The 17,003-nt window shown below is 38.9% G+C and carries 17 protein-coding genes and 1 pseudogene; 10 read left to right on the forward strand and 8 right to left on the reverse strand.

The window, feature by feature from the left end; genetic code table 11:
* The first annotated feature begins 223 nt into the window (after nt 1-223).
* The 3 genes from P20439_RS01700 to P20439_RS01710 are packed head-to-tail and all read left to right on the forward strand — an operon-like array spanning nt 224 to nt 1,257.
* On the forward strand, nt 224-601 hold the full coding sequence (locus P20439_RS01700) for a MerR family transcriptional regulator (protein WP_008464133.1): 378 nt from the start codon (nt 224-226) through the stop codon (nt 599-601).
* A 60-nt stretch (nt 602-661) separates the two neighbouring features.
* On the forward strand, nt 662-1,051 hold the full coding sequence (merC, locus tag P20439_RS01705) for an organomercurial transporter MerC (RefSeq protein WP_008109712.1): 390 nt from the start codon (nt 662-664) through the stop codon (nt 1,049-1,051).
* Nucleotides 1,039-1,257 (forward strand): GDCCVxC domain-containing (seleno)protein, encoded by a 219-nt coding sequence (locus tag P20439_RS01710; protein ID WP_008109710.1) that lies wholly within the window; start codon nt 1,039-1,041, stop codon nt 1,255-1,257. The genes merC and P20439_RS01710 overlap by 13 nt, the downstream gene beginning before the upstream one ends.
* Nucleotides 1,258-1,279: 22 nt before the next feature.
* On the opposite strand, the pseudogene P20439_RS01715 reads toward P20439_RS01710, so the two are convergent.
* The 6 genes and pseudogenes from P20439_RS01715 to P20439_RS18870 form a co-directional block, all read right to left on the reverse strand.
* A pseudogene (locus P20439_RS01715) lies at nt 1,280-1,820 on the reverse strand (manganese efflux pump MntP family protein).
* A gap of 51 nt (nt 1,821-1,871) precedes the next feature.
* Entirely contained in the window at nt 1,872-2,603 is a 732-nt protein-coding gene (gene qatD / locus P20439_RS01720; protein ID WP_008109706.1) for a Qat anti-phage system TatD family nuclease QatD, read from the reverse strand.
* The gene (gene qatC / locus P20439_RS01725; RefSeq protein WP_008109704.1) at nt 2,600-3,934 is read right to left on the reverse strand and encodes a Qat anti-phage system QueC-like protein QatC; all 1,335 of its coding nucleotides are present in this window, start codon (nt 3,932-3,934) and stop codon (nt 2,600-2,602) included. The genes qatD and qatC overlap by 4 nt, the downstream gene beginning before the upstream one ends.
* Nucleotides 3,927-4,814, reverse strand: a complete 888-nt coding sequence (locus P20439_RS01730; protein ID WP_008109702.1) for a hypothetical protein — start codon at nt 4,812-4,814, stop codon at nt 3,927-3,929. The genes qatC and P20439_RS01730 overlap by 8 nt, the downstream gene beginning before the upstream one ends.
* Nucleotide 4,815: 1 nt before the next feature.
* Nucleotides 4,816-6,576: a P-loop NTPase fold protein gene (locus P20439_RS01735; protein WP_024596196.1), complete on the reverse strand. Its 1,761-nt coding sequence runs from the start codon at nt 6,574-6,576 to the stop codon at nt 4,816-4,818.
* 18 nt (nt 6,577-6,594) lie between these two features.
* Entirely contained in the window at nt 6,595-6,840 is a 246-nt protein-coding gene (locus P20439_RS18870; protein WP_033103103.1) for a helix-turn-helix domain-containing protein, read from the reverse strand.
* Between the two features lie 508 nt (nt 6,841-7,348).
* Between P20439_RS18870 and P20439_RS01745 the strand changes: the two genes are divergently transcribed.
* The 6 genes from P20439_RS01745 (at nt 7,349) to P20439_RS01770 (ending at nt 14,827) form a co-directional block, all read left to right on the forward strand.
* Nucleotides 7,349-8,248, forward strand: coding sequence for a cation transporter (locus P20439_RS01745; RefSeq protein ID WP_008109692.1), 900 nt, complete (start codon nt 7,349-7,351; stop codon nt 8,246-8,248).
* Nucleotides 8,249-8,347: 99 nt separating this feature from the next.
* The gene (locus P20439_RS01750; RefSeq protein WP_008109690.1) at nt 8,348-8,992 is read left to right on the forward strand and encodes a class I SAM-dependent methyltransferase; all 645 of its coding nucleotides are present in this window, start codon (nt 8,348-8,350) and stop codon (nt 8,990-8,992) included.
* 81 nt (nt 8,993-9,073) lie between these two features.
* On the forward strand, nt 9,074-9,370 hold the full coding sequence (locus P20439_RS01755; protein ID WP_223230508.1) for a hypothetical protein: 297 nt from the start codon (nt 9,074-9,076) through the stop codon (nt 9,368-9,370).
* A 73-nt stretch (nt 9,371-9,443) separates the two neighbouring features.
* Nucleotides 9,444-10,736 carry a TolC family protein gene (locus P20439_RS01760; protein WP_008109686.1) on the forward strand — a complete coding sequence of 431 codons (1,293 nt, stop codon included), beginning with the start codon at nt 9,444-9,446 and terminating at the stop codon, nt 10,734-10,736.
* A 70-nt stretch (nt 10,737-10,806) separates the two neighbouring features.
* Entirely contained in the window at nt 10,807-11,703 is an 897-nt protein-coding gene (locus tag P20439_RS01765; protein ID WP_008109684.1) for an efflux RND transporter periplasmic adaptor subunit, read from the forward strand.
* Between the two features lie 10 nt (nt 11,704-11,713).
* Complete coding sequence (locus P20439_RS01770) at nt 11,714-14,827, forward strand: efflux RND transporter permease subunit (RefSeq protein WP_013465884.1); 3,114 nt, start codon at nt 11,714-11,716, stop codon at nt 14,825-14,827.
* Between the two features lie 98 nt (nt 14,828-14,925).
* On the opposite strand, the gene P20439_RS01775 is transcribed toward P20439_RS01770, so the two are convergent.
* Complete coding sequence (locus P20439_RS01775) at nt 14,926-15,813, reverse strand: cation diffusion facilitator family transporter (protein WP_008464143.1); 888 nt, start codon at nt 15,811-15,813, stop codon at nt 14,926-14,928.
* The gene (locus P20439_RS01780; RefSeq protein ID WP_008464145.1) at nt 15,800-16,531 is read right to left on the reverse strand and encodes a transglutaminase family protein; all 732 of its coding nucleotides are present in this window, start codon (nt 16,529-16,531) and stop codon (nt 15,800-15,802) included. The genes P20439_RS01775 and P20439_RS01780 overlap by 14 nt, the downstream gene beginning before the upstream one ends.
* 79 nt (nt 16,532-16,610) lie before the next feature.
* On the opposite strand from P20439_RS01780, the gene cadR reads away from it, so the two are divergent.
* On the forward strand, nt 16,611-17,000 hold the full coding sequence (gene cadR / locus P20439_RS01785; RefSeq protein WP_008109677.1) for a Cd(II)/Pb(II)-responsive transcriptional regulator: 390 nt from the start codon (nt 16,611-16,613) through the stop codon (nt 16,998-17,000).
* Nucleotides 17,001-17,003 lie beyond the last annotated feature (3 nt).

Here is a 17,003-nt window from a genome sequence, read left to right on the forward strand (position 1 = left end):
GATTAGATGTAGTAGCTCATATCTCAACTTACAGTTTTGTTGATTAGGCTTAGACTTCACCTGACAGGCAGCAAGAGCGAACAAGAGACGGTCAGAGTGATCTGGATATGTGAACTTAATTCTACAAAGAGGACGCTTAGCGACCCCGTTCATGCAATAAAATTGAGTTTAGGCAATCCGCATTAATTGTATAATGATATTTCTGCTTCTAAAGAGTATGTTTATGAGAACCATTGGAAAACTGGCAAAAGATTTAGATATCAATGTTGAAACAATCCGTTTCTATGAGCGCCAAGGTCTGATAGAGCAACCTTTAAAACCAGAGTCTGGTTACAGAATGTATGGCGATGCCCTTACCAGTCAACTCAAATTTATTCTGAAAGCTAAAGCATTAGGGTTTACGCTGAAAGAAATTGAATCGCTTATGTCACTAAGTGACAGTTGCGCTGATATTGAGTCGATGGGGTTGCAAAAACTTAATCTCATTCGTAATAAAATTGCTGATTTACAGCGATTAGAGAAAGTAATTCAAGATATGACAGATTCTTGCAAGGCCAATCAAGACCCTCAATCCTGCCCGGTAATAAATTCACTTAAATAGCTATTGACCCCGTACTTATGTACGGAGTTTATACTACCTTAAAAATTGAGGTAGATAGTTATGATCAATAAAATTCTAGATAAAGTAGGTTCTGGTGGCGTTTGGCTAGCCGCCCTTAGCTGCACAGCATGTTTTCCTGCACTCGGCTCATTGGCATCTGCTCTTGGGTTAGGTTTTCTTTCACATTTTGAAGGGATAGCGGTGAACACCTTATTGCCATTATTTGCTTCACTAGCGTTGTTAGTTAATTTCTATAATTGGTATCAACATCGAGATTCATTGAGAGGCGTTTTAAGTGTCATTGGCCCAATTGCAGTATTGCTGACCCTTTATCCTTTATGGCAATACGACTGGAGCACTTACTTATTTTACTTTGGGATCATTTGGATGGTCGTAATGTCTATTTTAGATATTGTTAAGCCCATTAAGGAACCAGTATGCAAGGTATAGAACTAGAATCTAAAATCACTTGCCCTGAATGTGGATTTAGCAAAGTTGAAACCATGCCTACAAACGCTTGCCAATGGTATTACGAATGCGAAAGCTGTAAAGCACTACTTAAACCGTTAAAAGGTGATTGTTGCGTTTATTGCTCTTATGGAACAGTTAAGTGTCCTCCTATTCAAGAAGGCAATGCATGTTGCTCAGGTAAGTAGCCTAGTATTCGGTGGTTCTGTGTCAACCAAGTAATATCTTAAATGCGATTGCGATTAACACTAAACCACCAAATAGTTCAGCTTTAGATTCCAGCCATACGCCACTTCTTTCGCCGATATTCACACCAATCCAGCTAAAGGCAAACGTCGTGACGCCTATTATCAAGCAAGCTACGGCTATATCTACCTCAAGCAATGTGATTGCATAACCTGCCGCCATTGCATCAATACTGGTGGCAATAGCAAGAACAAATAGCACACGATGAGTAACATTAGCAATATCTTCTTCAATTCCTTCAGATTGGGACTCATAAATCATTTTGCCACCGATAAATACTAGCAAAATAAAAGACTATCCAAGGTGCATAATCTTCAATCCAAGATGATAAACCTTTACCGCTGTAATAGCCTAAAAGAGGCATAAAGCCTTGGAAAAAACCAAAATAAGCAGCGGCTTTAATAAAGAGCTTTTCAGCATTTACTACTTTTTTAGAACCTAAGCCTATGGATACTGCAAACGCGTCCATACTGAGTGCTATAGCTAATACAAATACTTCAAACAAACCGATTAAACCTGAATAAAATTGTTATAAGATTACGTGACGTATAATTAGTTACTTGACTGATGTTAAACACCTAAGATTTACTGACAATTTTTCTATTATCAAAGCCTTATTTTTACACCAAATTTCAGCCAGATATTCAGTAACAGTGCCAACACTTGAAGGAAACAGAATATTCCCCGCCACTTTGGCGAAAGGTCCATCAGTTTCGAGTAGAACTCTATCTTGAGGTATCCACGATATTACTTTTTTAGCTCTGGCTGAAGTTAGCATGGCTGGCCCAATAGAGAAGAAACAGCCTAGCTCGACGGCTTCTAGAACTTGCTTCTTAGTACCTAAAAACCAATGAAGAATAGAAGTACCAGCATTGGGATGTAACTTAAGTTGTTCAAGAACTTCACCAGTCGCGTTAAGACTATGGATAGTTAGTATTTTGTCATCAAAGCCTTCACATTTTTTTAGAATATGCGTGAAAACCTCTAATTGATCATCAAAGTAATCAGCGTAACCTTTTGAGCCATCCAGTCCAATTTCTCCAATATATCTAGTTCTATCAACTAGCTTATCGAATAGTGCTAATTCATTTTTTCTTAGATGAGCAAGTTGAGGGTGAAGCCCCAAGGCCGTCTTACAGTGTTTTATGCCACTTGTTAACTGGACAGTACCTTCAAAAGCTGAAGGCACCGTAGTTACTGATAGCACGTAATAATTACTGCTTTTTATGTCGTTCAATACCTCTTGATGATCTGGATATAAATCAACGTGGCAATGAAGATCCATCATGACGATTTATCCGCTTGGAGAAATAATTCAACCTCTGCCAATCCTCGCTTAATAGTTGATTCTAATTTTTCTCGTATATCTTTTTCTTGTGGTATTGGCCCTGAACTTCGAAGCCAAGAACGATAGTTATCGGATTGTTTCAATCTAATAATGGCAGTTTGAACCGCTTGGAGATCATCGCGAGTATCTTTTTCTTTGATAAGATCTCTCAACCGCTTTGTCTTGTATGGCGCATCTTGTGTAAAACCAGCATGAAAAACTGACGCTCTTCGAATAAGGCAAGGTACACAATGCCCACACTGTTTATGTTCTCTGTGCCAATGACTGCATGAAACACTTAGGGGAACTGCTTTTCTAATTGCGTCTTGATCAACACATTCCGCTAACATTTCACCTTTAGTTTTGAATTGATAGGGGTTTACAAATTTGACATGAAACCCAGTGTCTCTAAGCAAAGATTCAAGCCTGCTTAGAAAATTAGGATGAGTAGTTCTAGTGCTATGGCTACCAATCCGTCTTCTGGTAAGCGGCGGATTTATAGAAATATAGCCATTCTCTGGGACGACAATAGTTTCAATACTGCTATCGCAATTAGCATTTCTTAAGGCTGATATACCAAGTACCGCCATAGCTAGGAAGTTAAAGCTTCTTCCCCTCATACTAATGTCAGTTTTACCTTCTAAGTGCTTAATAATATGGGGAGACATTGAATAGGACAATTCGCCGAATGGCGGGGATAATAATTGCTTAATGTCTTCTTGCTTAGCGCCATCACCACGATAAGCGTGACTAACCAAGAGAGGCTTTAAATCTGATTCTCCGTTCAAAATATCAATTGCACCAACTGCGCTATCAAGACCACCAGAAAAAAGGCAAACAGAGTTGAGTCCAATTAATGATTTTGCTTTTGCTTTCGCTTGCTCACTTGTTTTAGGAGTCGGCATCGGCATAGTTGTTTTTTCAAAAGTAAACAGCCATTGATCGCCTGTAAGAAAGTTGAGCAAAGAACTCAGTTCAGGTTCTACAAAATTCCACATATCCTCATCAGTTACAGGAACATGCAAATGCATTTTTCTAGCCCATGCATTTTCTGCATTATCCCTTAATTCAAATGTATCAGCAGCGGTAACGGCGGTAGCAATTGTTATCAGATCTATTGAATCAGCATCTACATTCAATCCTAAATCACGAACTGTTTGTAGTAGTTGTTTTGACACCAAGCTGTGCTTAGTGATGTCATTTTGATGCGTATGAAACATTTGGACAGGATGACAATCATCAGAAAAGTCAGGCAAGTTAGCAGGGTCATGGTTAAAGTAAAAATTAGTCATTAAAGCTCTCCCATTCATCAACCGTCATAGCAATAGCATCGGCTTGAATTTTAGTAATATTTTCTTTGCTAATAGTACTGGGGTTGCCATTAGTTACTTTGTCTAACTGCTCTTGTGTAATCACTTTTATTAGTTCCCTTAATTCAACTTCCATTTGATGATGCTTGCTTGCTGGCTCAACATGAAACCAAGCTCTGCCCATGCCTTCAACCACATCCTGAAAAATAAGGTCTGTTAAATAACAGCCTATGGCTTCTTGGATAACTTCGTCAGTAAAACTGTTTGGGTCAAATTCTTCTGTATCGGGGAGTGCTTCTTCTAGTGCGTAATCCAACGCAACTCTTACAGCATCCGAATCGGCATTATCAGGCGCTAAATGGCTAGCAATTTTGTCGATTGCTTGATCAGTCGATAGCCCAGTTAGATCACCTAATGATAAGCTTTGATTATTAACCGTTACGGTGTCGCCACGCATGACACCAAGCAATCCAGAACCAGCAGTTATGCCGCTTGATAGTCTCCTGCTTGTGCTTTTACCTCCGCCAGAGCCTTTTCTAGAGTAACTTTTTAATGAACGCCTTAGATCTGAGGTTGAGCCACCTGTTTGCGCATATTTACCAAATGCTCTTCTGGCACTGGCAAACCTATTTGGAGGCGGTGTTGCTGTAGGTGAACCACCGATTTCTTGTTGAACCTTGTCATTGTCAATATCATTGCTATTGTCATTCTGATCATCAGCTTGATTATTATCAGAGCCAGCTTGCTCATCCCCATCAGTACCTGATGCAGGTTCTATTGTGACAGGATCTCCTTGCTCTGCCCAAGATGGAATAAGTGGACTCTTATTATTTGGTCCTGTTGACGATGCGGACGTACCCATATTACTTAGTTCCCTCTAGTTCTTTTAAAATTGGATTAAGCCATCTTTGGCGGGGCAAGCTTTTTAAAAATGTAAGAAGACTTAAGCTACATTTATCATCCTGCTTGGCAAGTAACACAGCCCCATAAATGCCTGTTGGTCTTTCGGTCCAATCACCAATCAACTTAAAGTTTTCAATCAAACCATCCATGACTGACATGTATTCTTCCTTCGGAGTTGTGGTAATCGCAGTAGAGTTAACGCCACTGACCCTTACCTTTTGCTTCATTAATTCTTCTACGAGTTTTTGAGCGGCTCCAGACATTACCGAATTAACAGCCCCCATTGGAATGCTTTCTCTGCTCAGATATGCCGCTGGTGTCAAATCCATTTCAGTGAACATGGGAGGTAATTTCGACCATTTATCAATAAAAGCTAGGTCGAGTTTCCACTCTTCAGGTAAATTAATTTCGTCAAATTCGACTTCTGAATTTTCAAGATCCGCTAATACTTTTGGATATCCGTTTTCCTTATCAATTAATTCATAAAGCTTGTTGGTAGCCTGAGTGCCTAAGCACCTCTCAAAAATTACCAGCTTAGTGATAGTTTTTTCATCAAGCTGCATTCCTCTGCGATGAGCGGTTTTCTTTCTCATCTTAACCTGATTGAGTAATCGCTTAACTATGCGAGGGTTGCCGTTAATGTTTGTGGATTCAGCTAATAGTGGAGCTAACTGTTCAGCAACCACAAATTTACTTCTGAGTTCGGAATGCTTTTCAATCTCGTGATCTTGAAGTAGCTCGTCAACGGTAATTTGTGGTTGTTTCCACGACAGCCTTAATGACTCTTCAAGGGCACATCTTATCGTTTCTAATTGCGCATCGGTAACGCCGTGATCTTGAGCAGTAAGCATCATTAAATATGCCCTTATCTCCAGAACGCCGGGTCTTGGTACATGCACAGGAATTTGAATAAGCTTGTCTAAATAATCAGTTTGATGTCGTTGAGATGCACCTTTGTGATACTCAGGCACTGCCAAGCGGATCATGTCCTCATCGGCGGCAATAACAAATGCAGTATTGGGTAAAAATAGAAATAACCTGATCGCCTCAAGGGTCGAAATAGCATTAAATGGAGAGCAGCGATCTAAATTATCGACATAGACAATAAGTGGCTTATCAAACTCCTTTAACAGATCAGAATATGCTTTTCGGAATTCTTTAATTTCTTTAGGAGGTGAAAATGATTTATTATCTTTGATCAAACCTTTGTTTTTCTTCGCGACATCCTTAGCGCCATCGACAGCACCTTTTACATCATCAACATCCAGTTCACCATCGTCACCACCACTGAATAGTCCCATGATCTTCTGTATACCACCCATAGTTGGTATACCAGCTAATGCTGCACCACCATCCATTAGCAATCCCATCAGTCTGATCTTATCTATTCGTCCAGCAAACTCTTTTGCTTTTGCACTGAGATTTTTATCGTCTGCTGCTTTTTTAACTAAAGTAGATGCAATTGTTTCTAGTAACGCCGCTTTAGCGTCATCATACCCTTGGAAAGTCCATGCATCGAAATGTACTTGGATATATTCTTGTTCATCACTTTCCAGAGAAGCCTTAGTAAGTTCAAGAATCGTCGATTTTCCAGCGCCCCAATCACCAAAAACGCCTATACTAATAGGCATTAACTCCTTTTCTGTTATAAGATCTTTTATTGACTCAGCCGTTTCATTAAAATTTAAGAAATCAATTTTTGATTCTTTATCAGACCACATAACGTCTCCTTTTATTTATTATTTCTTTTGTTCCATTCTTTCAATAGTTCGGTGAACCGTGGGGCGGCTAACAGAATATTTCTTCGCTAATGCAGAGATCGATTCACCATTTAATTTATCTTTATATAATTCTTTCGCTTGTTTGTCTGATAAAGCAGGCAATCTGCCCATGTGTTTGCCTTTAGCTTTAGCCTCTTCACGACCTTCTGTGGTTCTGGCTTTTATAAGATCCCGCTCAAGTTGAGCGAATATGTGGCTACGCATAATGTTTGAGATTATTTCTCATCAAGCCAGATTGGGTGAGTACTAGGAAATCTTCGTCAGATTTGAGCCTGAAGCAGTCGTAAACGATGGTACAAAATTACTTCAGCTAAAATTCACTTTGATACGAAACCGGACATTAGGCTTAGCGTATCTCATGACAAGTGTTCCAACAATATAGTCGTTGCTCTTACTTTTAAATTTAAATCTTGTTTTAGATCCTCTGTACAATTAGTAACACACCAACGCGACTTTAATGTGGAATTAGGATCATCGGTTAATTTATTCTATCTAGATAGCTCTTCTATTTTTTATCTTTGATAAACATCGGTATAAAACGGGCAGTCCAAATAATGTTAGCAGTGTTTGCTGTCACTACCCCCCAACAATTATTTTCTTGGAATAGCTATTTGAGTTACTTCCCAAACTTTTCATATTGAATAATTTTTATTTGACTCTATAGCCACTATAGATTTTATACTTATTTTAATATTATTACGGAATGTTAAATATGTCAGAAAAATGTAGTGGTCAGTGTCAATCATCTTCTACCAATGAAGATGTAAAAATTGATACACAATTAGATAACTATAGTGGCGCGTTTGTCAGTACATTTAAAGTACCTCAAATGGACTGTCCTTCAGAAGAGAGATTGATTAGGTTAGCACTTGACTCAATTGAGCCTTCAGTTGGGTTGCAATTTGATATTCCTAGCCGTTTAGTCAAGGTTTTTCATGATGAAAATTTAGATGAGATAACAAAAAAATTACAACAACTCAATCTCGGTGCAGAGTTGGCATCAACTAAAGAAAGTTGCAGCACCGAAGCTGCAAAAGCAAAAGATCTAGCCCAAAAAAATGAGATGAAAGAAGCATCAACCCTAAAATGGTTGTTAGCCATTAATGGAGTCATGTTTTTTATAGAAGTAATTGCTGGGTTGATTGCACAGTCTGCTGGCCTAATTGCAGACTCATTAGATATGTTTGCTGATGCTGCTGTGTATGGTTTGGCTATTTATTCGGTAGGTAAAAGTATCAGCATGAAACTTAGAGCGGCACATATATCTGGTGTGCTTCAAGTTATTCTAGCGCTAAGTGCTTTGAGCGAAGTCGTAAGACGCTTTGTTTACGGTAGTGAACCGATCTCTTCTTTAATGATGATATTTGGTGGAATAGCACTAATCGCTAACATTGCTTGTCTATTTTTAATATTTGGTAATAAAGAAGACGGCGCTCATATGAAAGCAAGCTGGATTTTTTCCGCAAATGACGTTATTGCAAATGTTGGGGTAATCTTAGCTGGCTTTTTAGTTACAGTAACAAGCAGCCGTTATCCAGATTTAGTGATTGGTTTGATTATTGCTGTTGTAGTTTTAAACGGTGCTCGCCGTATCTTACAGCTAAAGTATTAAACAAATTCATCATGGCTATTTATTTAAATTTTAAAACCATTAATAGCATCTTTATAGCTAGTTTAAGTCTGCTTCAAACGGCTAAAGGGAAATGAAGTTATGAAAAACAATGCCTACATTCCGCCATTACGATTTCATTGGTTAACTAATTTTTATGACAGCCTCGTTGCTATCACCACGAGAGAAGCATTTTTTAAAAAACTGATTGTAGATAAAGTTGCCAACGTCAAAGGAAACAACCTACTTGATGTTGGATGTGGAACCGGAACGCTAACAAAATTAATAGCTGAAAAATCACCTAAATATACCGTAATAGGCTTAGATGCAGACCAAACCGCTTTAGATATTTCACAGAAAAAAGTTATAGGCAAGGATCTTAATATTTCTTTTAGACAGGGCTTTGGACAAGAAATGCCTTTTAGTGATAATTCCTTTGATATCGTAGTTTCAAGTTTGTTTTTTCATCACTTAAGCCGTTCAACTAAGCGTGCGACATTAACTGAAATTCGTCGGGTACTTAAACCGGGTGGCATTTTATTAATTGCTGACTGGGGAAAGCCGACTTCAATATTTCAACGGATATTGTTCTTTGTCGTTCAGTTATTAGATGGTTTTGAAACTACAAAAGATAATGTAGATGGAGTCCTTCCTTCTTTAGAGGTTGAATCAGGGTTTACTCATGTTTCAGATTTAAACATAGTCCCAACGACTTTGGGAACTATCAGACTGATTGAAGCGAACTAGATAACAATGAACCTAATGCGTCCGTCATATTTTAAACCATATATATCATACGTGATAATGATTTTAATCGCGGTGCAATCTGTGTTTTTTTCGCTAGAAGAGCTTGAAGTAAACTTAATTGAAAGTTCTTTTAATACATCACTAACTGAGTCTATTACCCCGCTAGAATCTCCAGAAACCTCCAATTTATTTGAGGTGAGTAATAGCCAAACTTTAATTGATAATTGTAATTTTTGTTGCTGTTGTCACTTATTTTTAAATGCAGATTATTCTTGTAATATTTTACAAAAAATAGAATATTTCCTTACCTACGCCTTAGTTTCTCCTGAGCTAAAAGGCTATATGTCGGTGCCATTCCGCCCACCTAAATACGCCTAAATTTTATAGAAAATTAAGAAAGGTCAAATGTTAATGACCTAAATATCACATATAAATTTATAGGAAAGTATACATGGCACTTAATACCTGTGAGCATCGCAAGATAGCAATTTTGAGGTGTGTAACACCTCAGCTTAAATATATCGCGTTTCTCGCGTTGTCACTTTTTACATTTAATGTTTATGCCTTTGAAAAGCAGTTAAATCTTCAAGAGGCAATTCAGTGGACGCTTAAACAAAATCCTGAACTCAAAATATTTGATTTCAAACAAACCGCATTAACAGGACAAGAACAAACAGCAAGTTTAAATCCCGCTTATGAACTAGAAGTTGAAGCTGAGAACTTTGCAGGCTCAGGTGAATTTAATGCATTCGACAGTGCTGAATTAACAGTCGCTCTATCTTCGGTTATCGAAATGGGAGATAAACGCTCAGCGCGGATTGGACTTGTTTCAAAATCAAGAGCACTACTCAATGCTGAGAAAGAAGTCTCTGCGCTTAATTTAATGGCTCAAGTCACTGAGAAGTACGTGGAAGTACTTGCAGCCCAACAAAGAGTGATATTGGCAGATAATGCATTGAGCTTAGCACAAGAAACGTTAGAGATTGTATCTCAGCGTAACCGCGCAGGTGCTACTCCTGAGGCTGAAGTGAAACGTTCAAAAGCAGTTATTGCTCAGGCTAACCTCACCCTTCAATCTGAACAAAAGCGCTTGGAATATCTAAAGCTTTCTTTATCAGCTTACTGGGGAGAAACATCAGTGTCATTCTCTAGAGTAACTGGAGATCTGTTTCAGTTTGGCAATGATAGTGATTTTAGTAGTCTCTTTGCGAAATTAGAGAAAAACCCTGCTATTCAAGTTTATGCAAGTGAGCAGCGACTAAAAGAGGCCGAATTACAGTTGGCTAAAACAGAGTCAACGGCCAATATCAAATGGTCTGTTGGTGTTAGGCGCTCTCAAGAAGCCAATGATACGGCACTGGTCGCTGGCTTTAGCTTACCTTTGTTTGCTGAAAAGCGAAATTCTGGTGCAATCGCTAGTGCGCTAGCAGAGCGTGACCAAGTTGCCATAGAGAAAGAGGCGACTAAGTTGAGGTTTAGAAATCACTTACTACGAGCATACTCCAATAGAAAACAAGCCATATTAACAGCTAATTCATTAAAGCAGTCGGTTATCCCAATGCTTGAAGATGCACTGGAAGATACTCAAGACGCCTATCAAAAAGGTCGATATGGATATCTTGATTATGTATCGGCTAGACAAGAGCTGTTAAATGCTCGGCGAACCCTCATTGATGCGGCATCTGCTGCCCTAATTTATGGCGCAGAGATAGAAAAACTAACAAACGAAGCGCTGTCACTCTAAATAAACATCACTTTAAGTTTAATAACAATTTATTGATTCAGTTATTAACTGAATCGTTTAGGAATTCAAAATGAAAAACTATTTACTCGCACTATTGATTTTTATTGGGTATCTATCACCCATTCAAAGTGTTATCGCTAGTGAAGATGAACATGAAGGCGAAGAAGGCATTAGCAAAATAAACAATAACATGGCAAAAAGGCTTGGTGTTGAAACAGCCTATTTAGCTTCAAAAACGTTGAACCAAACTATCCCTGTATACGGCGCTACGACGATAGGCGCTGAACAATTATTTCAAGTTGGCGCTAGATATAACGGCGTTATAAAGACAATTAACTCCACTGTTGGTGATAAGGTAAAAAAAGGAGATCTATTAGCCGTTATTGAATCTAATGAAAGCTTAAATACCTATAAAATAACATCCCCTGTTTCTGGGACTGTTTTACAGCGAAATGGAAATATTGGCGGTATCACGCAAAACACTAGCTTGTTTGAAATCGTCAATTTTGACACCTTGTGGGCTGAATTTAAGGTGTTTACCAGCCAATATAATCAAATCAAAGTCGGTCAACCTGTTGATATTGAGCATGGTGAACAGGCATTCAACTCAACCATCACCAATATAATTCCAGCTAAAGATCAGTCTTATGTTTTAGCACGTGTACGTTTAAATAACACTGAGCTAAACCTAACCTCAGGCCAATTATTAATGGGCAGCGTAAAGATAAACCGATTTGAGGTGGATTTAGCCGTCGAGAAAGTTGCGATACAAGAACTGGGAGGACAATTTGGTGTCTTTGTAAAAGAAGATGAAGAGTACGAGTTTGCGCCACTTGTGCTCGGACGTTCAGACAAAAACTATATCGAGGTCATTGATGGCCTCAGTAAAGACGCTGAATATGTAAACAAAAACAGTTATCTGATAAAAGCGGATATTTTGAAATCTGAAGTAGAAGACGACGATTAGGAGACGCAATATGATTGAATCAATTTTGCGTCTTGCAATAAATAGACGCTATTTAGTATTAAGTCTGCTGATGGTAATCATCGGCGTTGGCATGTGGAGTTATCAAAAACTTCCCATTGATGCTGTTCCAGATATAACAAACGTGCAGGTACAAATAAACACTTCTGCCCCCGGTTATTCACCTTTGGAAGCGGAACAAAGGGTGACCTTTCCTGTAGAAACCGCCTTAGCCGGATTGCCAAAGCTGTCTCACACCCGCTCCCTGTCAAGATATGGATTATCTCAAGTAACCGTTATCTTTGAAGAGGGAACCGATATTTATTTTGCTCGCAACTTAATCAATGCAAGATTAGCTGCGATAAAAGGCGTTATTCCCTCTGGCTTAGAGCCAGAAATGGGTCCTATTTCGACAGGGCTTGGCGAAATATTTATGTATACCGTACAAGCTTCTCCTGACGCTAAAATGCCTAATGGAGAGCCTTATACCGCTATTGCCTTAAGAGAAATACAAGACTGGATCATTAAACCGCAATTGGCTCAAGTTAAAGGCGTCATTGAGGTCAACAGTATCGGCGGCTACAACAAGCAATATCACATAACGCCTAAACCCGAAAAATTACTTTTTCATCAGGTAACCTTTGAAGAAATATCTGATGCATTACGTAAAAACAATGACAACCGTGGCGCAGGTTATATCGAACAAAACGGACAGCAAGTTTTAGTACGCTCCATTGGGCAACTAGCGACAATAGATGAGATCCTCAATGTCATCATCAAAAAGAACGATGGTATTCCTGTAAAAATAAGTGATGTTGCCAATGTTGCTATAGGCAAAGAACTTAGAACAGGGGCTGCTACTCGTAATGGCATTGAGACAGTGCTTGGTACAACCATGATGCTGATTGGTGAGAATTCTCGCACCGTTGCTTTAGAAGTGGAACATAAGCTCAGCGAAATACAAAAATCTCTGCCAAAGGGCATTACCGCAGAGCCTGTTTACGACAGAACAACGTTAGTAGATAAAGCGATTGCAACCGTTACCAAAAACCTCGTTGAAGGTGCGCTTTTAGTTATTGTTGTGTTATTTATTCTACTTGGAAATTTACGTGCAGCTCTCATTACCGCTGCTGTTATCCCTATTTCCATGTTAATGACAATCACAGGTATGGCGCAAGCAGGAGTATCTGCCAATTTAATGAGTCTCGGCGCATTGGACTTTGGCTTGATAGTGGACGGGGCTGTAATCATCGTTGAAAACTCTGTCCGTAGGTTAGCACAGGCCCAACACAACGGTCATAGGCAAGACTTAAGAGAACGCCTAAATACCGTTTTTGAAGCCACTTCAGAAGTGATACGTCCAAGCTTGTTTGGTGTGGCAATTATCACTGTTGTTTACATCCCCATTTTCACGCTAACTGGCGTTGAAGGGAAAATGTTCCACCCTATGGCGGCAACTGTCGTTATGGCGTTAATTTCCGCAATGATCCTTTCAGTTACACTGGTTCCTGCTGCTGTAGCTGTGTTTATGAAAGGTAAAATCAGCGAAAAAGAAAGTGTAGTTATTCGTTCAACCAAGTCTATTTATGAACCATTGTTAAAAATGGCGTTGAAATTTCGTTGGGTTATTGTTTCATTCTCAACGCTGTTAATGGGGTATAGCCTTTGGTTAGCAACAACGCTGGGTAGTGAATTTGTTCCACAGCTAAATGAAGGGGATATAACAGTCCAAGCGCTAAGAATACCTTCTACCGGCCTAGAGCAATCAGTAGAAATGCAAGAAGTACTTGAGCAACGTATTAAAGCGTTTCCTGAAGTTGATAAAGTATTCTCGCGCATCGGCACATCAGAAGTAGCAACTGATCCAATGCCACCGAGTATTGCTGATATCTTTGTTATTTTAAAACCACGTAAAGAATGGGCCGAACCTTCAAAGCCAAAGAGTGAATTAGTTGAAGAAATGGAAGAAGTACTGAAAAACATTCCGGGCAACAACTATGAATTCACTCAGCCTATTCAAATGCGTTTCAATGAATTGATTTCTGGCGTTAGAGCTGATGTCGGCATCAAAATATTTGGTGATGACTTAGATCGATTATTACTTACCGCAAAAGATATTCTAAATATTGTGAAAACCGTGGACGGTGCTGCTGATGCCCGAATGGAACAGGTCACAGGTGTTCCATCTTTATCAGTAATTCCTAAACGAGAAGCGCTTGGTCGATACGGTTTGAGCGTTTCAGAACTGCAAGACTGGGTTGCTACTGCAATTGGTGGAGAATCTGCGGGGATCATTTATGAAGGAGACAGACGATTTGAGTTAGTTGTTCGCCTACCAGAGCAAACAAGAACAGATATCGATAGCTTGAAGCACCTGCCGCTTCCACTTGAGGGTGGTAACTATGTGCCACTTGAAGAAGTTGCAGAGCTTAAATCAGAGTCTTTACCTGCTCAAATTAGCCGTGAGAACGGAAAAAGAAGAGTTGTGGTTACCGTCAATGTTCGTGGCAGAGATTTAGGCGGCTTTGTAAAAGAAGTGAAAGCTAAAATTAATCAGGAAGGAGAAATCCCAGCAGGATACTGGCTTGATTATGGTGGAACGTTTGAACAACTAGAGTCAGCGAGTAAAAGATTAAGCTTAGTTGTACCGATCACATTAGTTGTAATCTTAGGTATTTTGGTTATCGCATTTGGTTCATTAAAAGATGCATTAATCATTTTCAGTGGCGTGCCTTTAGCATTAACTGGGGGCGTATTTTCACTTTATTTAAGAGACATGCCCTTATCAATTTCGGCAGGTGTCGGCTTCATAGCATTGTCAGGTGTCGCCGTATTAAATGGCTTGGTTATGTTGGCTTTTATTCGAGATCTTTGGCATGAAAAAGGCGACCTTTACGTAGCGATCATTGAAGGTGCCATCATTCGTTTAAGACCTATTTTAATGACGGCACTGGTTGCTAGTTTAGGTTTTATTCCAATGGCGCTAAACACTGGAATTGGTGCAGAAGTACAACGACCACTAGCAACAGTCGTTATCGGCGGTATTGTATCTTCTACCATTTTAACTTTGTTTGTATTACCTGTTTTATATCAATGGGCGCATGGCTCTGAGAGTAACAAACAGTAATCTGACGAAATTTAAAGCCCAAAAAGCAGCTTAATTAATAGGTTATGCCTAATTAAGCTGCTTTTTATATTGTATGCCCAACATTTTATTGATAAAGCTTACTGCGCTTCATCCCGACAATTTTCATTTAAAAACTCAAACTCTATCGTTGTATGCGATAAATGATAGGAAGATAATTTAGCTGCAACTTCTTGTTTAAGCCTAATTAATTCTTTAACGTCAAAGTTGTCACTCAGCTCAAGGTGCGCTGTTAAAACGTGACTTTCACCATCTAGTGACCAAAAGTGCATGTGGTGGATACCATTAACTTCAGGAAATTCCATTAGTGATAGTTTAATACGCTTTTGAGTCTCTTTATCGGGTGCAGCTTGAAGAAATAAAACGAGTGTTGATTTCAGGTTTTTGAAAACATTAAACAAGATGAACAGCGTGAACCCTATTGATAAAAGGGGATCTAATATCGGCAGTTCAGCGAACAACAGTACGATAGAGACTATAAGAACGGCAACCCATCCAAGTACATCTTCAAGAAGGTGCCATGTCAGCACTTTCTCATTTAATGTTTCACCCGCTTTTAATTTTAATACCGCATATCCGTTAACGGCAACGCCGAGTATCGCTAGCCCTAACATCCCCTCGACTACAGGCATTTCAGGATTGGACAGCCTTGGAATTGCTTCAAATAAAATCCAAATTGAGCCAATGATTAAAACAATACTGTTTATCAATGCGCCAAAGAGAGTAAGTCTACGATAACCATAACTAAACTTATCTGATGCTTCTTTATCTGAAAAACGACTTAAAATCCACGCAAAACCTATTGAAAGACTATCACCAAGATCGTGAACTGCATCTGCCATTATCGCAGTACTGTTAGTGAGCCAACCACCTATAAATTCGATAATAGTAAATGTCACATTCAGAAAAAATGCCCAACCAATACGATCATCTTTAGAATGCTGATGACTGTGACTATGGTTGTGCATTTTGTACCTCCAGTGCTTTTGTATTTCTAATTTTTGATACATTCATATTAATCAAATGGCGAATCACACCTTGATACATCCAACGTTTTACTCCCGACAAATTAGTACCCTTTTCAAGATAAAACTCATCAGGGGAATCATAAAGCCCAAAGTCGTCATGAATACCTTCTTTTTGAATATAGGTATCTTGGCCGCACCAATTTGTGTTTGGTGAAGAGAAACACTTTGTTGCAACACCATAGACACAAAAGTCATCTTTTGCTTGGCTAAATTTCTGCTGTAGTGAGCTTAAGTATTGCTCATCCAATATAAAGCCCTCTAAGTTTATCCAGCGTCCATCGAAATAAACTTCTACCCAACTATGAATGATGTATTTAGGTGCTAACCAAAATACATAGCTAGGTATAGCCCCTTTTTGTAATTGCTGATCAATGGTAAAACCATGGAAACGACACTGGATACCTAGTCCACGCAATAGCGCCATTAACAGATTACCCTTAGTATTACATTGCCCATAACCATCTGCTAGTACATCGCTTGCTGCTATATCATCACTCTTGTTATAGCCAAACATTATTTCATCTTTCACAAATTGGTATGCTGCTCCAATTTTGTTGAAATCGTCTAAGCTTTGCCATCCTCGCTGATCGATCAGGGATTGGATATCTTTGTGTTCAAAATTAACGATATTCGTATTGTTTAAATATTTCTCGGTCATTTTTTATATATCCTTTTCGTTGCATACTTATACTACAGACTCTATAGTAACTATAGAATCAAATGTCTGGGGGAAATTGATGAAAATAGGCGAATTGTCTAAAAAATCGGGCTGTTCTATACAAACAATTAGATATTATGAAAGAGAAGGATTACTGTTAAATCCAAACCGTTCAGAAGGTAATTTCAGGCTGTATGATAGTAAAGCACTTAAACAATTGGAGTTCGTAAAACATTGTCGCAGCCTAGATATATCACTCAATGATATTAAACGTCTTATCGAATTAAAAAATAAGCCAGAAGAAAGCTGCTCTAGCGTTAATGCATTAATTGATCAGCAACTTGCACTAGTGAATAAACGCATGAAAGAATTAAGGGCGCTTAAAGCTGAATTACAACAGATGGCTAGTGCTTGTGGTTCGAACAATACTATTGAAGCATGCGGGATCATTAAGTCACTAGATAGTTAACTC

This window comes from Pseudoalteromonas sp. BSi20439 (assembly GCF_000241165.1).
Lineage (GTDB): Bacteria > Pseudomonadota > Gammaproteobacteria > Enterobacterales > Alteromonadaceae > Pseudoalteromonas.